We start from the raw sequence: 19,432 nt of genomic DNA on the forward strand, positions 1-19,432 counted from the left end.
GGGCGCCGTTTTTTTTTATGCACTTCCCGGCGCGGGCAGGCCGCCGCGCGGAGCCACGCCGCGACGCTGGCCACGGTGGGGATGCGCCCAGAGGACAGCAGCTTCCCATCCACCACCAGGCCCGGAGTCTTGATGACATCGTGAGCAAGGAGATGAAGCAACCCTCTGACGCCCCAGCCAGTGGAGGAGGAGGCACAGGCTGACCCACGTCCACCGATTGGGACCCTAGATGATGTTCTCAAGCCCTTTCCAGGCACTCGCGCCGATGCCTGACAGCAACAGGATCAACGCCACGCCCTGAACGGAAACCCCTTCCTCACCCCGGGCCGCCTCATGGGGCACCCAGGCATCCAGGACCATCTGCCAGCCGCTTGCCGCGGCAATGGGTATGTGGCACGACACGTAGCTGCCCGTCAGGAGTTGAAGCTTGAGGGTACCCGCCAGCCATAGACCAGAGCAAGGATGTTGCCTGCCGGAGCAAAGAACAGGAAGGTGATTGCCGGCCCCAGACCAGCGCCTTTCCTGTAAATGCCGGCAAACAGGGGCACGATGGTGCAGGAGCAGACCGCCAGCAGCGACCCAGCCGCTACCGTCGCGGGGTAGGACACGAGCTTGTGAGCAGGGTGAAATTTCAATCAAACATTTCAACAATAGTTGTATAGTTAAAGAATGAAAATCCAAACTGCCACTTCCATCTTCGAGTCCCTTGCGTCGGGCTGGCGCCTGGAGGCCTTCCGGCTGCTGGTCAAGCGTGGCCCGCAGGGCATGGTTGCCGGCGACATCGCAAGCGCTCTGGATATCTCCCCTTCCAGCCTGTCCTTCCACCTCAAGGCCCTGAGCCATGCGGGGCTGGTCAGTGTGGAACAGGAGGGACGCTTCCAGCGCTATCGGGCCAACATCCCCCTGATGCTGGAGCTCATCGCCTACCTCACGGAGGAATGCTGCAATGGTCATCCCGAGACATGCGCCGGCATGCGCAGCGCTTCCAACTGCTGCGACGCAATCCTTCCTCCCCTTGAACCTCCCGGAGAAAGCCCCCGATCGTGAACATCCTGCTCCCATGTGCGCCAGTGCAGCAGGGGAAACCTGGCCCCTCTACTTGGGTTCCGTGCTCCGCAGCCACTGGGGGGTGGAGGATCCGGCCCATGCCAGCGGCAGCGATGCCGAGATCGAAGGGCTGACCTGTGTCCTCCGCCCCTGAATCTCTCCCCCTTGGCAGGAACATTCATGTCCGACAAAACCTACACCATCCTCTTCCTGTGCACCGGCAACTCCACCCGGAGCATCCTGGCGGAAGCCATCCTCAACGAGATTGGCCGGGACCGCTTCCGGGCCTACAGCGCCGGCAGCCGCCCCGCAGGCCAGGTCCATCCCCTCGCCCTGGAACTGCTCCAGCGCAACCGGATTCCCACCGAAGGCCTGCGCAGCAAGCGCTGGGACGAATTCGCCACGCCAGACGCGCCCCACCTGGACTTCGTCTTCACCGTCTGTGACAACGCCGCCGGCGAAGCCTGTCCTGTCTGGCCCGGCCAGCCCATGACCGCCCACTGGGGCCTGGAAGATCCCGCGGCGGCGGACGGCACGGACGACGAACGCCACCGGGCCTTCTCCCAGGCCTTCCTGCTGCTGCACCGCCGCCTCTCCCTCTTCGCCAGCCTGCCCATCGCCAAGCTCGAAGGGCTCGCCCTTAAGAGAGAGTTGGAGCAGATCGGCCGCACTGGCCCGGCCCAGGAGTCCTGACATGGGTCTGTTCGAACGCTATCTGACCGTCTGGGTCGGCCTGGGCATCCTGGCAGGCATCGGCCTGGGCCTGATCGCACCGGGAGCCTTCCAGACCATCGCCGGCATCGAGATCGCCCACGTGAACCTGGTAGTGGCCGTCTTCATCTGGGTCATGATCTACCCGATGATGATCCAGATCGACTGGCACGCCGTGCGGGACGTGGGCAAGAAGCCCCGGGGCCTGCTCCTGACCCTGGTGGTCAACTGGCTGATCAAGCCCTTCACGATGGCGGGCCTGGGTGTACTGTTCTTCCAGTACGTATTTGCCCCCTGGGTGGATCCCAACTCCGCAAGCGAATACATCGCCGGCATGATTCTTCTGGGCGTCGCCCCCTGCACGGCCATGGTGTTCGTCTGGAGCCAGCTGGTCAAAGGGGACGCCAACTACACCCTGGTTCAGGTGTCGGTGAACGACCTGATCATGGTGGTGGCCTTTGCCCCCATTGCCGCCTTCCTGCTGGGCGTGACCAACATCACCGTGCCTTGGGAAACGCTGGTGCTGTCCACCGTCCTCTACGTGGTGCTCCCCCTGGCGGCCGGGATGGCCACGCGCCATATGCTGGAACAACGTTCCGCCGACGCAGTGGCGGCCTTCGTGGGCCACCTCAAGCCCTGGTCGATCATCGGCCTCATTGCCACCGTCGTGCTGCTCTTCGGCTTCCAGGCCCGGACCCTCGTGGACCAACCCCTGGTGATCGGGATGATCGCCGTCCCCCTGATCGTCCAGAGCTACGGCATCTTCGTGATCGCCTACGCGGGTGCCAAGGCCCTCAGGCTGACCCATGACGTGGCTGGTCCCGCCTGCCTGATCGGCACCTCCAACTTCTTCGAGCTGGCCGTAGCCGTGGCCATCTCCCTGTTCGGCCTGAACTCCGGGGCGGCCCTCGCCACCGTGGTGGGCGTTCTGGTGGAAGTACCGGTGATGCTCTCCCTGGTCGCCATCGTCAATGGCACCCGTGCGTGGTTCCCCGCCCGCCCGGAAGACACTGCCGCCGGCCCGGGCGACAGCCCTCCGTCATGTTCGGGGCAACGGCGGCACGAGCTGCAATAAAGCCTTAACACCCGTGTCACAGCAGGCCGCGACCATCGCGGCCTGTTTCGTTTAATGACCGGAGTACCGCACCCATGAGTCTCAAGCCCAGCCAGGCCACCGAACTGTCCCCGATGAACGATGGCACCGACGTAAATCCGTCCTCCAACACCCACATCGACGACATCATCGCCGTCCGCATGAGCCGCCGTGGCGTGCTCAAGGGTGGCATCGCCGCCACCACGGCTGCCGTCTTCGGCAGCCTCAGCATGACTGCCTGTGGCGGTGACGACGATAACGACGCCAAGCCCCTGGCCCTCAACTTCGACGCCGTGGCCAAAAACAAGCTGGACATGGTCACTGTCCCCACCGGCTACCAGGTGAGTGTCCTCCACGCCCTGGGCGACCCCCTCACCGCCACTGACGCCGTCTGGGCCAACGACGGCTCCGAAACGCCGGCCTCGTACAACAACCGCATCGGCTGCGGCCACGACGGCATGCACTATTTCGGCCTGTCCGACAACGGCAGCTTCCAGGCCAACCGTTCCGACAAGGGCGTGCTGTGCGTTAACCACGAATACGTAGTCAGCCCCTACGGCCTCCACCCCAACGGCCGCACGGCGGGCGCCACCCGCCTGGCCTCCGAAGTGGAAAAGGAAATCAACGCCCACGGCGTCAGCGTGTGTGAAGTGACCCGTGCGGCCTCCGGCACTGCCATGAGCATGACGCGTGGCTCCCGCTTCAACCGTCGCATCACCTCCGCCACGCCGATGGCCTTCAGCGGCCCCATGAAGGGCAATACCCTGGCCAGGACCAAGTACTCGCCCGACGGCACCACCACCCGGGGCACCAACAACAACTGCGGCAACGGCTACACCCCCTGGGGCACCTACCTCACCTGCGAGGAAAACTTCACGAACGTGATCAGCCGTGCCGCCGGCGACGACGCGAAGCGCAGCGCCAAGGAAATCACCGGCCTCAAGCGCTACAACCTCGCCGAGAACAAGAAGAGCTCCTACCTGTGGGACACCGCCGGTACCGACGACCTCTTCGCCCGCTGGAGCGCCTCCGTCACCGGCGCCAGCGCCGCCGAGGACTACCGCAACATCTTCAACACCTTCGGCTGGATCGTCGAGATCGACCCCTTCGACCCCACCTCCACCCCGCTCAAGCACTCCGCCCTGGGCCGCTTTGCCCATGAAGGCTGCTGGCCCTGCAACGCGGTTGCCGGCAAGCCCATCGTGTTCTACATGGGCGACGACTCCCGCAACGAATACATCTTCAAGTTCGTTTCCAAAGCCCTGTGGGACAGCGCGGACGTGGGCAAGGGCCACACCGCCGGCCTCAAGTACATGAGCGAAGGAACCCTCTACGTGGCCAGGTTCAATGCCGACGGCTCCGGCCAGTGGATCGAGCTGACCCACGGCAAGAACGGGCTGGATGCCAGCAACGCCACCTACGCCTTCGCCGATCAGGCCGACGTGGTCACCCACGCCCGTCTCGCGGGTGACGCGGTGGGCGCCACCAAGATGGACCGTCCCGAGTGGGGCGCGGTGCACCCCACCAATGGCGAGATCTACATGACCCTCACCAACAACAGCTACCGCGTGGCCCCCACCGCCACCCCCACCGGCAGCCAGCTCAAGCCCGACACCGCCAACCCCCGTTACTACGAGGACATCAAGGACGGCAGCACCAGCCAGAAGGGCAACCCCAACGGCCACATCATCCGCTGGCGGGAAGCCGGCAGCGATCCCGCCGCCACCACCTTCACCTGGGACATCTACCTGTTCGGCGCGGAAGCTGGCGCGGCCGCCGATGTGAACCTCTCCGGCCTGACCGACGTGAATGATTTCTCCAGCCCCGACGGCCTGTGGTTCGACAAGAACGGCATGCTGTGGATCCAGACCGACGACGGCGCCTACACCGATGTGACCAACTGCATGATGCTCGCAGCGGTCCCTGGCAAGGTGGGTGACGGCACCGCCGTGGTCGCCGCTGGCGGTACCCCCACCCTGAAGGGGGCCAACGCCACCAACGCCACCGTGCGCCGCTTCCTGGTGGGGCCGAAGGACTGCGAAGTCACCGGCATCGCCATGACGCCTGATCGCAAGACCATGTTTGTCAACATCCAGCACCCGGGTGAAGACGGCAGCCTGTCCGCACCCACCAGTACCTGGCCTGCTGGCCAGAGCGGCGCCCGCCCCCGCTCCGCCACGGTGGTGATCACCCGCAGCAACGGCGGCGAGATCGCGGTCTAAAGCGTCTCATCCTCTTCTGTCAGTTGTCCCTTCCGGCCTCCCGCTTCCTGCGGGAGGCCTTTTTTTGGTGCGCCTAGCATGGGCGCACTCCTGCGGGTGTAAGTCCCTTTGTGCGTTGATCGCAGCGAACGAAGTGAAGCGCAACTGCATGAGGGTGACCGAGTGTGGGGAGGAAGCGTGGATCGTCATCTGCGAGCCGATGGACAAGAACCGGATAGAAGGCGCTGCTGAACAGGGCGAGTGGGCCGATAACCACAAAGCTCTCGTGATCAAGGCGAAGTGGCGTAGATCCGGCGGTTGTGCAGAGAAGGAGTGCGATCTTAGCCGGGGAGATCTCGCCTTGTGCCTGAAAGGGCGACGGTGGTGAGCCGGAGCGAGAAGTCAGCAGAGGCCGTAGTACTCGGAAGCGGGACCGCTGAGGTCGAAGGCCGACGAGGAAAGGCCGAAGGCCATGTCGCTCGGACGCGCAGTGCATCAGAAGCCCGGTGGGCCGGGGCGCAACGCGGGAGGGCGAGGTGAAGCCGCCAGCCCAGGGCGAGACGGCCTGCTTGCGCAGGCGCTCGCGAGCGCGAACATGGGGGCGGCGTGGAAACACGTCAAATCCAAGACGGTGACGGATCGGCTGATCCAGCAAGCCCTGCTGCAAGTCTTGCAGCGCATCACACAGGCGACCTGTCGCTTCAGTACGTGAAGCAGTTCAAAAGTTCAAAGGACACGGCAAGGTGACAGCAAGAGTGCGCCCATGCTGGGCGCACCAAAAAAACGGGCGACCCGCAGGTCGCCCGTTTCTGCCAATGAATTGTATTTCGGTCTATTAGAAGGAGTGGCGGACGCCCAGCGACAGGCCCTGCACAGTACCACCCACAGTGCTGGCACCAGCGGGCAGGCTACCGGCGTTGATCCCCACCGCGTTGATGCCGAAGTCGTAGCTGGCACGCTGGTCGTTGTTGATCATCGCGTAGGCCGCCTTCAGGGTGGTGCGCTTGGACAGGCTGTGCAGCACCCCGATCTCGAACAGCTTGGCGCCGGTGTCGTCGCGGCTGGAGCCGTTCATCTTCTCATCACGGGCCATGTAGAACTGACCGATCAGCTTGGAAGCCGGGGTCACGTCATAAGTGGCACCCACGCCATAGACCGCCTGGGTGTACTTGGCGCCGCCCAGGTTGTCAGCACGGGCCAGATCGAACATCGCACGGATGCTGGCAGCACCGAACTTGTAGCTGCCGCCGATACGCAGGTCGGAGAACTTGTTATCAGCAGAATTGCCACGGGACACCGCGTTGTAGGTGACGGCAGCCATCACGGGGCCATTGGCGTACTTCAGGCCCAGGTCGTAGGCGGAGGTATCGGCAGCGTTCAGACCGTTGAGGGCCTTGTTCTCGTTGGCAGCGTAGAGGACGGTTGCATTGACGCCGGCAAAGGTCGGAGAAACGTAAGCGATGGCGTTCTTCCAGCGGTTGTCAAACACGGACTGGCAGCTGGAGGAGCGGGCACAGGAAGAGGACGGGGAGTAATCCCAGGTGCCGGTGTTGGTGCTGCCCAGGGCGCGGTTGCCCAGCTTGCCGATCAGGGAGTTGTTGGCGCCAATGCCGGTGGCACCGGGGTTGATGTCCAGGGTGGTGCCCAGGGCGCGGGTCGGACCGGTCATGGTACCGAGCATGACGGTACCGAAGGCACCCTTGATGCCCACGTAGCTGTCGCGGTTGGTGCTGAGGGTGCCAGCGTTGTCGAAGCTCACACCGCTTTCGAACTGGAACAGGGCTTCCATGCCGTTGCCCAGGGATTCCTTACCCTTGAAACCAATGTAGGAAGAGTTGGTGGACACGCGGGTGGTGTTGCCCAGCTCATTGTTGGCATCGCCACTGATCTTGACCAGATCAAAGGAAGCATCGGCAATACCATAGATGGTGACGTTGGCCTGGGCAAACGCACCCGAGGAGGCCAGGCCGGCAACAGCCAGGGCGATCAGTTTCTTGTGCATCTTCTTCTCCAATTGATTGAGGGCTGGCCATCACCGGCAAGTTGGCAATGGACCATTTCACCTGTTTGAACCGGCACCCGAACCCCGAAAGATCCGTTCCCACCCCCTTCCGGGGAGGATTGCAGTGCAACAAATTCAGACCGGGCGAGAGGCTAACCGGACGAGGTTGCAGGTTCGTTACAAACGCATGACAACCCGGCAAACCACCAGAACAGCCCCTCCCGGGAAACCAAGTCGGTGGCGCGCGGTCTTGAATGCATGGCTATTCCTCACGCCGGAGAACCGCATGTCCCCTCGCCCCTTGCTCCTGAGCACCCTCCTGATCTTCCCTGCCTTTACCCTGCGCGCAGCGCCCGCCCAGCCCGGAGACTTCATCGAAGCGTTTCAAGGTCAGTTTGGCGAACACCCGGGAGAGCGGAAAGGCCACGCCAAAGGGATTTGCGCTGCCGGAGACTTCACGGCCAGCCCGGCGGCGAAGGCCCACTTCAGGACGCCCCTCTACTCGGGCCGGGTGATTCCCGCCCGGATCCGCTTCTCGATGGCAGGGGGTAACCCCGCCGTTCCGGACTACACCCGCTCCCCCCGCGGGCTGGCAGCCCAGTTCACACTGCCCGACGGGAGCGTGCACAATATCGCGGCCCTGAGCACCCCCGTATTCGGCGCCCGGGATCCGGAATCGTTTCTCGGCCTGTTGCGTGCATCCCTTCCAGGCTCCGACGGCAAACCGGACCCGGTACGGATCCAGGCCTACCGGGAGGCCCACCCCGACACCCGCGCCCAGGCCGAATGGCTGTCACACAACGCACCTCCCCGCAGCTACGCCAGCGTGGCGTACCACGGCCTGCACACCTTCCTTGCAGACCGCAGGATGGGCAAGGCGGCGCCCATCCGCTGGCATCTGGAACCCCGGGATGGCGTCCAGGGGCTGAGCGATGCCGAAATCGCAGCCAGGCCGGCCGACTTCCTGAACCGCCGTCTGGAAGAGCGACTGGCCCAGGGTCCCGTTCATTTCGACTGGATCATCACCTTCGCCGATCCGGACGACCCCCTCCACGATCCCAGCGTAGCGTGGCCTGCAGGGCGGAAGCAGATCCGGGCAGGTACGCTGCGCATCACCCAGGCGGGCGGCAATGCCTGCAGCGGCATCAATTTTGATCCCAACATCCTGAGCCCGGGTTTTGCCGCGAGCGATGATCCCATCCTCCGGATGCGCTCACCGGTCTATGCCATTTCCCTCGGAAAACGTCTGAGCGGTCAATGAATACAACACCCCGATACCCTTTAAGGGGAGTTTCGGGGGAGACGCCGTCTTTTGTGGCGTGAGGCTGATTATGATTCAGGAGTCAGTTCGTCAAGGAGCCCTACGCTGTGTCCGCCACCGATCTCTTTAGCCGCAGCCTTTCAAAGGTCCGTGCCCTGGTCAATGCAGGGGAACGCCGGCCTCGCGCCCCATCTGAGCGGGATATGGAACGCATTCACCAGCAGCTCCAGGAATGTGCCGAGAGCCTAGGGGGCGAGGTGTCCACCCGCCAGCGGGCAGCCCGCCTGGCTGAAACCTACCTGCGTCTCGATGACGCCGGCCGGCGACGCTTCCTGATGATGATTGCCCTGGAATTCGGTCCGGATCCGGCCCAGGTGGGCAAGGCCCACGAAGCCTACCAGGCCGCCGTGGGCAGCGATGCCCAGTGGGATGCGGAAGCCCGCTTGCGCGTGGCCATGCGCTCCCGTCGCCTGCGCATCCTGACCCAGTTCAACGCCATCCCTCAGGGCGTCAAGTTCCTGGTGGACCTGCGTGCCGACCTCCTGCGCTACCTGCCGGAAGAACCCCTCCTCAAGCCCCTCGACCGGGAGCTGGAAAACCGGCTGTCCGCCTGGTTCGACGTGGGTTTTCTGGAACTCCAGCGGATCACCTGGCAGTCGCCGGCCGCCCTCCTGGAAAAGCTGGTCAAATATGAAGCGGTGCACGAGATCCGCTCCTGGGACGACCTCAAGAACCGCCTTGACTCGGACCGCCGGTGCTATGCCTTTTTCCATCCGCGAATGCCCCTGGAACCCCTGATTTTCGTGCAGGTGGCCCTGGTGGACGAGCTTGCGGACAACGTCCAGAAGCTCCTGGACATTCATGCGCCGCTGGCCGACGCTGAGCACGCCAATACCGCAATCTTCTACTCCATCAGCAACACCCAGGATGGTCTCAGGGGTGTCTCCTTCGGGAACTTCCTCCTGAAACGGGTGGTGGACGATCTCAAGCGGGACTTCCCCAAGCTCAAGATGTTTTCGACCCTCTCCCCCATTCCCGGCCTGACAGGCTGGATCCGGCGCAAGCCGGACGAGGTGGCCGGAGTGCTGGGCAGTACCGACTGGAAGAAACTGGCTGCGGCAGGCATCGATGGCCCGGCTTCCCCCTTGCTGATGAACGCCCTCACCGGCCATGGGGAGTGGGCCAGCGAGAAGAGGCTCCCGCGAGCCCTCAAGGAGCCCCTGATGCGGCTGGCAGCCCACTATCTGCTGCATGTGAAGCGGGAAGGCAAGCCTCTGGACCCGGTGGCCCGCTTCCATCTGGGCAACGGCGCCCGGGTGGAGCGCCTCAACTGGCTGGCCGACACTTCAAGCAAGGGCTTTGCCCAGTCCATGGGCATCATGGTGAATTATCTCTATGATCCCGACCGGATCGAAACCAACCTGGAAGCCTTCACCAGCGACGGCACGGTGGACAGTTCCGCCTCGGTGCGTCGCCAGGCCCGCAGCTGAACCCGGCAACCCAAGCCCTTCACAGTCCGAGGGACTCCAGGAAGGCATCAGTGTCACTGTCCGGCGGCGGGTTCTTGCCTGCCGGAGCAGCGTCCCTTTGCTGTCCAGCCTGGGCAAAGACGGCGTCGGGATCGGTCACCTCGTCAGCGTCAAAATCATGCAGCTTGATGAATTCGGTGCGGTCCACTGCCAGTTCCAGGTAAAAAACGTTGCCTGCGCCGGTGTAAAAGGTGACCCGCCGGGCCTCTGGCTGGTCCATGTGAGTGTCCACACTCAGCATCACCTGCTTGTTGAGGGCAAGCATCTTGGGCTGATTCTGGGTGATGTGGGTCTGAAACTCCTGACGCACCTTGCCAGTAAAGTCGCCGACAATCTGATTCATCAACTCGCCCATCACATTGGCCACCTCATCCGAGGTGAAGGATCCTGCCAGATCATCCTTCGCCATGCCCATGCTCAACATGTAGCGGGCATACAGCTCCATGGCGGCAGACGCCGAGAAATTGAGGATGACCAGTCCGGAAAAGCCGCCATCGAACAGCACGAAACAACCAATGTCCGGCTTAAGGCAGGTCTTGGTAATCCGCTGAACCATGGCGGAATACTGGATCTCGCTCTGGCTTGCCGCGGTCAATACCTTGCTCACGGATCGACACAGGCTGACCAGCAGGTCGTCAGTACCAAGCACGTTGCGGGTTGATTCGGATTGGGGCATGACAAGACTCGCTCGAAAGTAAAGTTATCGGATAGAGCGCGATGGTACACGGGTGCTGTGCCGGGAGCTTGAAATCACACTTCTTTAGACGTCCCCGTTTCGCAACAGGATGGTCACTCGCCGGCAACAACCCTCCCGTAGCATGGTGCGACCTTGTTTTGCCGGCCCGCCGTCGGCGCCCCCTCCGGTCATGGCCCTGCCTTCCCTGCTCGCCTCTCCCACCCGCCTCTTCCTGCCTCTTCTTGCCCTTGGCCTGGCCGCCTGCTCTCCCCAGCAGATGATGATGCGGGGCGTCGCCGACCAGCTCGCCGCCCAGGCCCAGAACGCCGAGGACGACCTGGATCTGGCCCGGGAGGCCAGCGCCTTCTACCTCAAGCTCTCCGAATCAGTCCTCCGGGGGCAGCCGGAACACACCGGTCTGGCCACTGCGGTGGCCGGAGGCTTCACCCAATATGCCTATGCTTTCGTGGCCTTCGAAGCCGATCGCATCGAAACCACGGATGCCCGCGCTGCCCAGCGTCTGCGGGAACGGGCTGCCCGGCTGTACTTGCGGGCCCGCAACCATGCCCTGAACGCCCTCGAAAAGACCCGCCCGGGCTTCCGTCAGGCCCTGGAAAGCACCGCGCCAGGCGACTGGCCCCGACTTGAAGCTCACCAGGTAGCTCTGGCCTACTGGGCAGCAGCAGCCTGGGGTGGAGCCATCTCCCTGTCCAAGGACAAACCGGACCTGGTCGCAGACCTGCCTGTGGCCTTGCGGCTGGCCCGGCTGGCCTTCGAGCAGGATCCCTCCTTCGGACAGGGGGAACTGATGGGCCTGATGGCCACCTTCGAGGCCGCCCGCCCGAATGGAAACCTCCGTCAGGCAGCCGCGTGGTTCGATGAGGCGATCCGCCTCTCCGGGGGTTTGAGCGCCGGCACCTATCTGGCCAAAGCGGAATCCATCGCCCAGCCGGCCGGCGACAAGTCCGGCTTCCTGGCACTGCTGGACAAGGCCCTGGCCATCGAAGACGCCCCCGGCAGCCCCCGCGCCCTGGTCAATGAAGTGATGCGGCGCCGCGCCCTGTGGCTGAAAGAATCCGCTGACGACCTGTTCTGACCCTTCCCGGAAACCCTCCAATGCTCAAGCTTTCCCGTCTTGCCGCAGTGATTCTTGGTCTGCTCCTGGGGGGCACTGCCCTGGCCGCACCACAGCTGCGCATGGGCACCCTCGCCCCGAAAAACTCCCTTTATCACCGCCAGTTGCTGGAAGTGGGGGAAGCCTGGCGCACCGCCCAGGGCGATGGCGCGAAGTACCTGGTGTATCCGGATGGCAGCCAGGGGGGCGAGACCGACATGGCCCGGCGCATGCGCATCGGCCAGTTGCAGGGCGCCCTCCTCTCGGTGGTCGGCCTGCGGGAGATCGAACCCTCGATCGCAGCCCTTCAGAACATGCCCCTGCTGTTCAGGAGCTGGGACGAAGTGGATTACGTCCGGGAGAAGATCCGCCCTGGCATGGAACGGAAATTTCTGGAAAAGGGCTTTGTGGTGCTGGCCTGGGGTGACGCTGGGTGGGTCCGTTTCTTCTCGAAGGAGCCCGCCCTGCGCCCCGAGGACTATAAGAAGATGAAGTTCTTTGCCTGGGCCGGCGAGAGCGAACAGCAGGAAATCATGAAAAGCCTGGGCTACACCCCTGTTCCCCTGGAAACCAGCGACATTCTGCCTTCCATCCAGACCGGCATGATCAACGCTGTTCCCGCCACCCCCTACTTTGCCCTCGCCACTCAGATATACAACACTGCACCGCACATGCTCGACATCAACTGGGCCCCCATCGTGGGCGCGCTTGTGGTCACCCGCAAGAGCTGGGATGAGATGAGCCCCACCGCCCGGGACGCCCTGCGGGCAGCGGGCGAGAAGGCCGGAGCCCAGATGCGCGCCCGCGCCCGCCAGGAAGTGGATGAAGCCGTGGAGGCCATGAAAAAGCGTGGCCTGAAGGTGAACACACCGACGCCGGAACAGCTGAAGGAGTGGAACGAGCTGGCTGAGCGGCTCTATCCCCGGATCCGTGGCCGGATGGTCCCGGCGGACACCTTCGACGAGGTGACGGGACTTCTGAAAGCCTACCGGGCAGGCAAACGGTAATTCCCGATGCGCCGCCTGCCTGCCCTCGACGAAGCCATCGCATCCCTTGCGCTGGCCCTGATGGTCCTGATCCCGGTCATCGAGATTGCCCTGCGACCTTTCCATGGCAAGGGCATCGACAATGCCCCGCTGCTGGTCCAGCATCTGGGGCTGGCCCTCGCCATGTTCGGCGCTGTGGTAGCCGAACGGAGCGGTCACCTGACCACCCTCGGCAACGGCTTCGCGGGCCACCCAGACCCACACGTCCGCCAGCTGGCCCATCTCTTCGGCAAGGGCAGCTCAGCCATCCTCAGCGGCATGCTGGCGGCAGCGAGCTGGCACTTCGTGGCCAGCGAACTGGAGGGTGGCCGGGACCTGGCCTACGGAATACCCACCTGGAGCGTCCAGGCTCTGATGCCGGCAGGCTTCCTGCTGCTGGGACTCCAGCTGGGCAGCCGCTGCAGCCAGGTGCCCGCCCTGCGTCTACCCCTGGGCCTCGCCCTGACGGCCTCGGGTTTCCTGTTCGCTCACACCTTCGATGGCGAGACCCTGCCCCTGCTGCCCCTGGCCCTCTGGCTGCTGGGGATACTGCTGGTCGGTGCACCGGTCTTTGCCGTGCTTGGAGGCCTGGCCCTCGCCCTGTTCTGGTCGGAAGGGCAGCCCCTGGCCTCGGTTTCCCTCTCCCACTACCAGATTACCGTCAATCCCTCCTTGCCGGCCCTGCCCCTGTTCACCCTGGCCGGGCTGGTCTTCGCCCGCAGCGGCGCAGCCACCAGACTGGGCGCCCTGTTCACCGCCAGTTTCGGCGGTGGCCCCCTAGGCACCGTGATCGCTGCGGCATTGTTGTGCTCTTTTTTCACGGCCTTCACCGGGGGAAGCGGCGTCACCATCCTGGCCCTGGGAGGGTTGCTCCTGCCGCTGCTGAAGGATGCAGGCTATCCCGAACGGCGGGGAATCAGCCTGATCACCAGTGCCAGCGCCCTGGGGGTGCTACTGGCCCCATCGGTACCCCTGATCATGTACGCAATCATCGCCCGGGTCCCGATCAATACGATGTTCCTGGCAGGTTTGCTGCCAGCCCTGGTGATGGTGGCCTTCCTGCTGGTAGTGGGGGGCTACCTGCGAGGCCCGGACACGCCGGAAACATCATCGCCCCGAGGCGGGACCGGTTGGCAAGCCGTACTGCGGGCCGCCTGGAATGCCCGCTGGGAGATCCTGGCGCCTGTCGTGGCTATTGGCTCCCTGATCAGCGGCATCGCCACCCCCACCGAAAGTGCGGCCCTCACCGCCACCTATGCACTGCTGACCCAGTGGCTGGCCCACCGGGAGCTGGACGGGCCACTGCTGCGCCGCTGCCTTGCCGACTGCGCCCAGGTGATTGGTGGCGTGATGGTGATCCTGGGCATGGCCCTCGGTCTCACCAACTACCTGGTCGATGCAGGCATCCCGGACGCGGCCGTGGAGTGGGTGCAGCAGGCCCTTCCCAACAAACTGGCGTTTCTGGTGGCACTTAATGTGTTCCTGTTCATGGCGGGGGCCCTGATGGAAATCTACGCGGCCATCGTCGTGCTGGTGCCCCTGCTGCTGCCAGTGGCCGTCAGCTACGGCATCGACCCGGTACATTTCGGCATCCTGTTCCTGGCCGTGATGGAGATGGGCTTCCTGTGCCCGCCGGCAGGCATGAACATTTTCTTTGCATCCGCCATGTTCGCCAAACCCATCAAGGAAATCGCCGTGTCAGTACTGCCTGCCCTGCTGGCAATCTTCCTCGGCGCCCTGAGCATTTCGGCCCTGCCCTGGCTGGCTACCGCCCTGCCGGTCGCGTTTGGGGCTTATCAGCCCTGAACCTTTGGGCTGCCCCAGCGGGCTGCAGCCGCATCGTCCGTCTCCCGGGCATCGACCCAGCGACCACCCTCGGGCGTGTCCTCCCTTTTCCAGAAAGGGGCACGGGTCTTGAGGTAATCCATGATGAACTCACAGGCGGCAAAGGCATCCCCCCGGTGGGCGCTGGCCACACCCACGAAAACGATGCGCTCGCCGGGCACCAGGGGCCCGAAACGGTGGATCACCCGGACGCCCTGCAGGGACCAGCGTTCCCACGCCTCGCGAACGATGGCCTGCAGGGACCTTTCGGTCATGCCAGGATAGTGCTCCAGGGTCATGACCGAAATCTCGCTCGCCTCAGCTGCCCCCTTGTCTGCCCGTACAAGGCCGACAAAGGTGGCCACCGCACCCACGTCGCGCCGGCCGGCGGAAAGGGCCAGCGTCTCCGCCCCCGGGTCAAAATCTGCGGCCTGAACGGATACGCATGCCTCAAGGGAGGCTGCAGCAAGGGGCGCATCAGAAGTCATGTCAGCCTCCGGTGACCGGTGGAAAGAAGGCAATCTCATCCCTGGGCTGGACCAGCGCATCGGGACCCGCCATTTCCTGGTTGATGGCCGCGCGCACGTTGTGCCCATCCCCCAGTGCCTCCCAGACCCCCCCTCGCCTGGCCAGATGGGCGCGCAGGTCACCCAGGGTGGCAATGGTCGGCGGCAGGGTGAGGGTTTCGTGGGAATAGCCGAGGGATTCCCGCAGGCTGGCGAAATAAAGGACCTTGACACTCATGACAGCAACTCGGAATAAGGAATGAAGGACACCCGGTCCCCAGCCGTGATGGCCTGGCCCGGAGGATTATCGACGAGACCGTCGGCCCACACCGTGGAGCGGAGGATCCCCGGCCCCTGGTGGGGAAAAAGCTCGACCCGCCCATCCGGTCCGATGCGGGCACGCAGGAACTCCCTGCGGCGATCAGGCCGACGCCAGTCAAAGGCAGCCTGCAGGGGAATCGCCTGAGGCAGGCAGTCCGTCACCCCCTGGCTGCTGAGCACGAAGGGGCGAACCAGCATGATGAAGGTGACGAAGCTCGAGACCGGATTGCCTGGCAGCCCGATGAAGGCTGCCCCCGCCCGGCCCGCAGGATCCCGGATCCGGCCAACGGCCACGGGCTTGCCGGGCTTCATCGCCACAAGCCAGGAATCCAGACGCCCTTCGGCACTGACCGCGGGCTTGATGTGATCCTCTTCCCCTACCGACACTCCGCCGCTGGTCAGGATGAGGTCATGCTGAAGAGCGGCTTCCCGCAGTACGGCCCGGGTCGCCTCAAGGTTGTCGGGAACAATGCCCAGATCAGAGACCTGGCAACCCAGAGCCTCCAGCAATCCCCTCAGCACATAGCGGTTGGAATTGTAGATGGCCCCGGGCGGCAAGGGCTCTCCGGGCATCACCAGCTCGTCCCCCGTGGAGAAAAGGGCGACCCGCAGCCTCCGGATGACAGGCAGGGTGGCACACCCCACGGAAGCTGCCAGACCGAGCATCTGCGGGTTGAGACGAAGGCCGGCGCGCAGCACCACCGAACCCAGGGCAATGTCCTCTCCAGCCCGACGGATCCATTCTCCGACGCGGGGCACGTGGTTCACGAGCACATGGTCCCCGTCATGGGCGCACAGCTCCTGCATCACGACAGCATCGGCCCCAGCAGGGATCGGGGCACCCGTAAAGATCCGGGCAGCGCTCCCCGGTACCAGCGTATGGCCGACACTGCCTGCAGGGATCCGCTGGGCCACGGCCAAGCGGACACCGACAGCGGCCACGTCGGTGCACCGGACCGCATAGCCATCCATCTGGGAATTATCAAGGGGTGGCACGTTGAGGCCCGACACCTGGTCCACTGCCAGGACTCGCCCCAGAGCCTCGGCCGTGGGCACGTTTTCAATGGTGGCAAGGGGCACGGCGGCAGCCAGCAAGGCCACCCGCGCCTCCTCGAAGGAGCGCATGCTTGGGTTGCTTGGATTCATAGGAGCCCTTGATGTTGAAGGATGAATTCGGCCACACCGGCCGCATCGTTGAGATTGAGACAGGTCAAGGGTGCGGATAAATCCCCATCGGTGGCAATCGCCACGATGGCAGGATTGTCCGGATACATCAGGGGACGACCATGGCTGGGCCGATAGATCTCGATCTTGGGAACCGGCACGGTCTTGAAGCCCTCCACCAGCACCAGATCACAGGGGGATAAAATGGCCAGCTGCCCAGCAAGGTCGGGCTCCGGCTCATCGCGCCGTTCATGCATCAGCACCCAGCGCTGGTCGGACATCAGCAACACTTCGGTGGCGCCCGCCTCCCGATGGCGCCAGGAGTCCTTGCCCGGCCTGTCCACATCGAAACCGTGGTGAGCATGCTTGATTACGGACACTCGCAGGCCGCGAGCCGTGATGCATGGGATGAGTTTCTCGATCAGGGTGGTCTTGCCCGAGCCAGACCACCCTGCGAATCCGAATACCTTCATTAAATCAGCTACCTCCCGCCGTGTGGGAATACAGGGTTGCCTCCCGGTCGCAAGGCACCGTCAGCACCGGGGCAAAACCGCCCCCGGGAGTCCGGAAATTGGTGGTTTGCCCCCGGTACAAGCGGGCGGTGACCAGCTGGACCTGCCCCTGATAGACGTAATTGCGCAGATCCATTTTCAGGTCCACCGCCTCTCCCCCCACCGCCAGCCGGCGCGCAGAAGGCGGAACGAAAGCCTGGGCGATATAGTCACCCTCCAGGATCTCATCGAACACCCTGCGGGTCAGCTTGTCGCCCCGATAGGCGCCCCGGCTTCCAAAGCCCGATGCGGGTTTGAAGAAGAGTTCCCGTCGTCGCGCCCAGAGGGACGGCCCCTCCTCCGGCCGGACAACTTCGGTCCGCGGGACGCACGCCTGGATCAGGGCCATGTCCGCCGGATCCACGCCCAACCGGGCCAGGGCCAGAGGATCGGCAAGGAGCACCAGGTTGCGCTTGTCCGCATACAGGGCATGGGCTCTGGGATGAGGCGTGATCACGGCAGATTCTGCCTCCCAGGCGGCCTTGAGGGCGGCGCAGGCAGGCATGTCAAAGGCAAAATCGGTCAGGCGGTTGTAAACCAGATCCACCGGACGGTCCCCCAGCCAGAGGCGTTCATCCCGATACGCAAGTTCGGCGGGGTCACAGATCCACGCGGACAGCCCGTGGAGCTCAAACAGCCGCTGAAACAGCAGGAACTCGGGCAACAGGTATTGCTCCCGGGGGGCCTGATCCACGATGGCGATGGTCCGGAGTGTTTCCTCCCCCCGCTCCAGCCGCCACTCGTTGCGGAACATCTCCACGAAGCGGGCCTCCAGATCGGCCGCCTGGCCGGGGAGCTCCTCCATGACCTGGGCAACTTCCGGACAGCAGGCCCGCTGGGCTTTCCCCAGAACGGCGTTGAGCAGCGCGCCGCCGGCATTGGTGTTGATCTCGATGAGCTGGGGCCCCGCTTCTCCCAAATGGAAGTCGTAGCCCAGGAATGCCCCCGCCGCCCGGGCAGGCCGCCGGGCTGTCGCTGGCGCCCAGGACAGCACTTCGGATTGCCAGGCGGGCGAAGCAAGCACCCGCTCGATGGCAGCGATCGCATCGGCCATGGCCTGCACGTGACGGGCCGCCACAAAGGCCATGGATTCGGCAAAAAGATGGGGACGGGACTCTGCCAGCATCGCCTGGAGCGCACCATCGCGGGGATCCGCTGCCAACGCGCCCCGCAGGGCCTGGCGATCCAGGGAAACACACTGGCAGCCGGCATTGAGGGCTTCCGCCGTGCTCCTGCAGTCACCCGTCCGCAGCGCCTCCAGCACGGAACCCATGGCGGGGGAAGAACCGGAGACAGACTTGAACGCGGTCACGGACAGCCTCGACAAACGAACAAGGAGGGATTGTAGCAAGCCCCGGGGGCGAAGGGCTCACCGGGGCGCGGCCGGAGGAGGCAATTGCTCCAGGAAGTTCACCACCTCGGCCTCCACCTTGCTGCGACGCATGGGAGGCAGGCTTTGCCAGACCCGGCGCCCATAGGGCTTGGTGAGCATGCGGGGATCACAGATGGCCAGCACGCCCTTGTCCCGCTCCGTGCGGATCAGGCGCCCTGCGCCCTGCTTGACGTTGATCACCGCCCGCGGCAGCTGGTATTCCATGAAGGGACTTCGACCCGATTTCTGCAGGTACTCGATCCGGGCAGCGAGCACCGGATCATCTGGGGGGGCAAAGGGCAGCTTGTCGATGACCACCACCGAGAGGGCATCTCCCGGCACATCCACCCCTTCCCAGAAACTCTGGCTGGCCACCAGGACCGCGTTGCCCAGGCGGCGGAAACGATCCAGCAGTTCGGAGCGGGAACCCTCCCCCTGGATCAGTAGTGGAAGCTTGAGCTTTTCCCGCTCCAGCTTCTCCTCGATGAGCTCGTGGATCCGGCGCATGGCCCGCAGGGAAGTGCACAACACGAAGGTGCGCCCCTGGGCTGCACGGATCAGGGGAAAGGCCACCTCTGCCACCGCGTCCGGATACTCGGGGCTGTTGGGCTCCGGCATGTTCTGGGGAGCGTACAGCACCGCCTGCTGGGCGTAATCGAAGGGACTTCCCCAGACTGCCGTCTCGATGGGAGGCTCCACCCAGTGCAGCCCCAGTTCCCGACAGTAATGATCAAAGTTGCGCCCGACCGCCAGGGTAGCCGAAGTGAAGACCCAGGCTCGCGGATGCCCATCCATCTGGCGCTTGAAAATGGCAGCAATGGACAAGGGAGTGGCGTGGAGGGCCAGCGATTGGCTGAACACCTCCACCCAGCGCACCCAGTCCGCCCCCTCCGGATTCTGCCAGCGGACCAGGAGCTGCTGTAGTTCCTGAGTCCGGCGCAGACAGTTGGCCAACCCTTCCGAACGCTCCGCCTGGGTCTCGAGGATCGTGCAAAAGGCCGCCAGTTCAACCTCCAGATTTTCCAGTGCCTCGAA

Annotated in this window: 19 protein-coding genes and 2 pseudogenes; 11 read left to right on the top strand and 10 right to left on the bottom strand. The window is 64.3% G+C overall.

From position 1 onward, the window contains the following. Positions 1 to 62: 62 nt before the first annotated feature. Both PHD22_RS16895 and PHD22_RS03015 read right to left on the bottom strand, forming a co-directional pair. A pseudogene (locus tag PHD22_RS16895) lies at positions 63 to 257 on the bottom strand (thioredoxin family protein); the annotation flags it as partial. Then, positions 229 to 608 (bottom strand): annotated as a pseudogene (locus tag PHD22_RS03015) (permease); the annotation flags it as partial. The pseudogenes PHD22_RS16895 and PHD22_RS03015, both read right to left, overlap by 29 nt. 61 nt (positions 609 to 669) lie before the next feature. Between PHD22_RS03015 and PHD22_RS03020 the strand changes: the two are divergent. The 6 genes from PHD22_RS03020 (at position 670) to PHD22_RS03045 (ending at position 5,764) form a co-directional block, all read left to right on the top strand. After that, on the top strand, positions 670 to 1,047 hold the full coding sequence (locus PHD22_RS03020) for a helix-turn-helix transcriptional regulator (RefSeq protein ID WP_299862078.1): 378 nt from the start codon (positions 670 to 672) through the stop codon (positions 1,045 to 1,047). A gap of 13 nt (positions 1,048 to 1,060) precedes the next feature. After that, a complete protein-coding gene (locus PHD22_RS03025) occupies positions 1,061 to 1,201 on the top strand; it encodes a hypothetical protein (RefSeq protein ID WP_299862081.1) in 141 nt (46 codons plus the stop codon). Between the two features lie 26 nt (positions 1,202 to 1,227). After that, positions 1,228 to 1,740 (top strand): arsenate reductase ArsC, encoded by a 513-nt coding sequence (locus PHD22_RS03030; protein ID WP_299862084.1) that lies wholly within the window; start codon positions 1,228 to 1,230, stop codon positions 1,738 to 1,740. 1 nt (position 1,741) lies between these two features. After that, positions 1,742 to 2,833, top strand: a complete 1,092-nt coding sequence (arsB, locus tag PHD22_RS03035; protein ID WP_299862087.1) for an ACR3 family arsenite efflux transporter — start codon at positions 1,742 to 1,744, stop codon at positions 2,831 to 2,833. Between the two features lie 74 nt (positions 2,834 to 2,907). Beyond that, positions 2,908 to 5,073, top strand: coding sequence for a PhoX family phosphatase (locus tag PHD22_RS03040; RefSeq protein ID WP_299862090.1), 2,166 nt, complete (start codon positions 2,908 to 2,910; stop codon positions 5,071 to 5,073). Between the two features lie 451 nt (positions 5,074 to 5,524). Then, positions 5,525 to 5,764: a hypothetical protein gene (locus tag PHD22_RS03045; protein WP_299862092.1), complete on the top strand. Its 240-nt coding sequence runs from the start codon at positions 5,525 to 5,527 to the stop codon at positions 5,762 to 5,764. A gap of 123 nt (positions 5,765 to 5,887) precedes the next feature. Here the strand turns inward: PHD22_RS03045 and PHD22_RS03050 are convergent, their stop codons facing one another. Next, positions 5,888 to 7,054: a porin gene (locus tag PHD22_RS03050; protein WP_299862094.1), complete on the bottom strand. Its 1,167-nt coding sequence runs from the start codon at positions 7,052 to 7,054 to the stop codon at positions 5,888 to 5,890. Positions 7,055 to 7,340: 286 nt separating this feature from the next. On the opposite strand from PHD22_RS03050, the gene PHD22_RS03055 reads away from it, so the two are divergent. Together PHD22_RS03055 and PHD22_RS03060 are read left to right on the top strand one after the other, a co-directional pair. Beyond that, positions 7,341 to 8,315 (top strand): catalase family peroxidase, encoded by a 975-nt coding sequence (locus PHD22_RS03055; RefSeq protein WP_299862098.1) that lies wholly within the window; start codon positions 7,341 to 7,343, stop codon positions 8,313 to 8,315. Between the two features lie 107 nt (positions 8,316 to 8,422). Continuing rightward, the gene (locus tag PHD22_RS03060) at positions 8,423 to 9,805 is read left to right on the top strand and encodes a malonyl-CoA decarboxylase (RefSeq protein WP_299862103.1); all 1,383 of its coding nucleotides are present in this window, start codon (positions 8,423 to 8,425) and stop codon (positions 9,803 to 9,805) included. A 19-nt stretch (positions 9,806 to 9,824) separates the two neighbouring features. Here PHD22_RS03060 and PHD22_RS03065 read toward each other — a convergent pair whose 3' ends face one another. Further along, the gene (locus PHD22_RS03065) at positions 9,825 to 10,520 is read right to left on the bottom strand and encodes a DUF3334 family protein (protein WP_299862106.1); all 696 of its coding nucleotides are present in this window, start codon (positions 10,518 to 10,520) and stop codon (positions 9,825 to 9,827) included. A 190-nt stretch (positions 10,521 to 10,710) separates the two neighbouring features. On the opposite strand from PHD22_RS03065, the gene PHD22_RS03070 reads away from it, so the two are divergent. Genes PHD22_RS03070 through PHD22_RS03080 form a run of 3 tightly spaced genes read left to right on the top strand, consistent with a single transcriptional unit; the run spans position 10,711 to position 14,465 of the window. Then, positions 10,711 to 11,616 (top strand): TRAP transporter TatT component family protein, encoded by a 906-nt coding sequence (locus PHD22_RS03070; protein ID WP_299862109.1) that lies wholly within the window; start codon positions 10,711 to 10,713, stop codon positions 11,614 to 11,616. Between the two features lie 20 nt (positions 11,617 to 11,636). Then, positions 11,637 to 12,641, top strand: coding sequence for a TRAP transporter substrate-binding protein DctP (gene dctP / locus PHD22_RS03075; RefSeq protein ID WP_299862112.1), 1,005 nt, complete (start codon positions 11,637 to 11,639; stop codon positions 12,639 to 12,641). A gap of 6 nt (positions 12,642 to 12,647) precedes the next feature. Then, complete coding sequence (locus tag PHD22_RS03080) at positions 12,648 to 14,465, top strand: TRAP transporter large permease subunit (RefSeq protein ID WP_299862115.1); 1,818 nt, start codon at positions 12,648 to 12,650, stop codon at positions 14,463 to 14,465. Here PHD22_RS03080 and moaE read toward each other — a convergent pair. The 6 genes from moaE to PHD22_RS03110 all read right to left on the bottom strand — a co-directional run. Next, on the bottom strand, positions 14,456 to 14,971 hold the full coding sequence (moaE, locus tag PHD22_RS03085; RefSeq protein ID WP_299862118.1) for a molybdopterin synthase catalytic subunit MoaE: 516 nt from the start codon (positions 14,969 to 14,971) through the stop codon (positions 14,456 to 14,458). The two genes, PHD22_RS03080 and moaE, sit on opposite strands and share 10 nt — an antisense overlap. Before the next feature lies 1 nt (position 14,972). Next, positions 14,973 to 15,227 carry a molybdopterin converting factor subunit 1 gene (moaD, locus tag PHD22_RS03090; RefSeq protein WP_299862121.1) on the bottom strand — a complete coding sequence of 85 codons (255 nt, stop codon included), beginning with the start codon at positions 15,225 to 15,227 and terminating at the stop codon, positions 14,973 to 14,975. Continuing rightward, on the bottom strand, positions 15,224 to 16,435 hold the full coding sequence (gene glp, locus PHD22_RS03095; RefSeq protein ID WP_299862124.1) for a gephyrin-like molybdotransferase Glp: 1,212 nt from the start codon (positions 16,433 to 16,435) through the stop codon (positions 15,224 to 15,226). The genes moaD and glp overlap by 4 nt, the downstream gene beginning before the upstream one ends. A 17-nt stretch (positions 16,436 to 16,452) precedes the next feature. Further along, positions 16,453 to 16,947: a molybdopterin-guanine dinucleotide biosynthesis protein B gene (gene mobB, locus PHD22_RS03100; RefSeq protein ID WP_299862126.1), complete on the bottom strand. Its 495-nt coding sequence runs from the start codon at positions 16,945 to 16,947 to the stop codon at positions 16,453 to 16,455. A 4-nt stretch (positions 16,948 to 16,951) separates the two neighbouring features. Further along, complete coding sequence (locus PHD22_RS03105) at positions 16,952 to 18,337, bottom strand: hypothetical protein (protein ID WP_366520674.1); 1,386 nt, start codon at positions 18,335 to 18,337, stop codon at positions 16,952 to 16,954. Between the two features lie 57 nt (positions 18,338 to 18,394). After that, positions 18,395 to 19,432: ATP-dependent DNA helicase (locus tag PHD22_RS03110; RefSeq protein ID WP_299862128.1), on the bottom strand; the 1,038-nt coding region annotated here is incomplete at its 5' end.

The sequence above is a fragment of the Zoogloea sp. genome (assembly GCF_028693495.1).
GTDB lineage: Bacteria > Pseudomonadota > Gammaproteobacteria > Burkholderiales > Rhodocyclaceae > Zoogloea.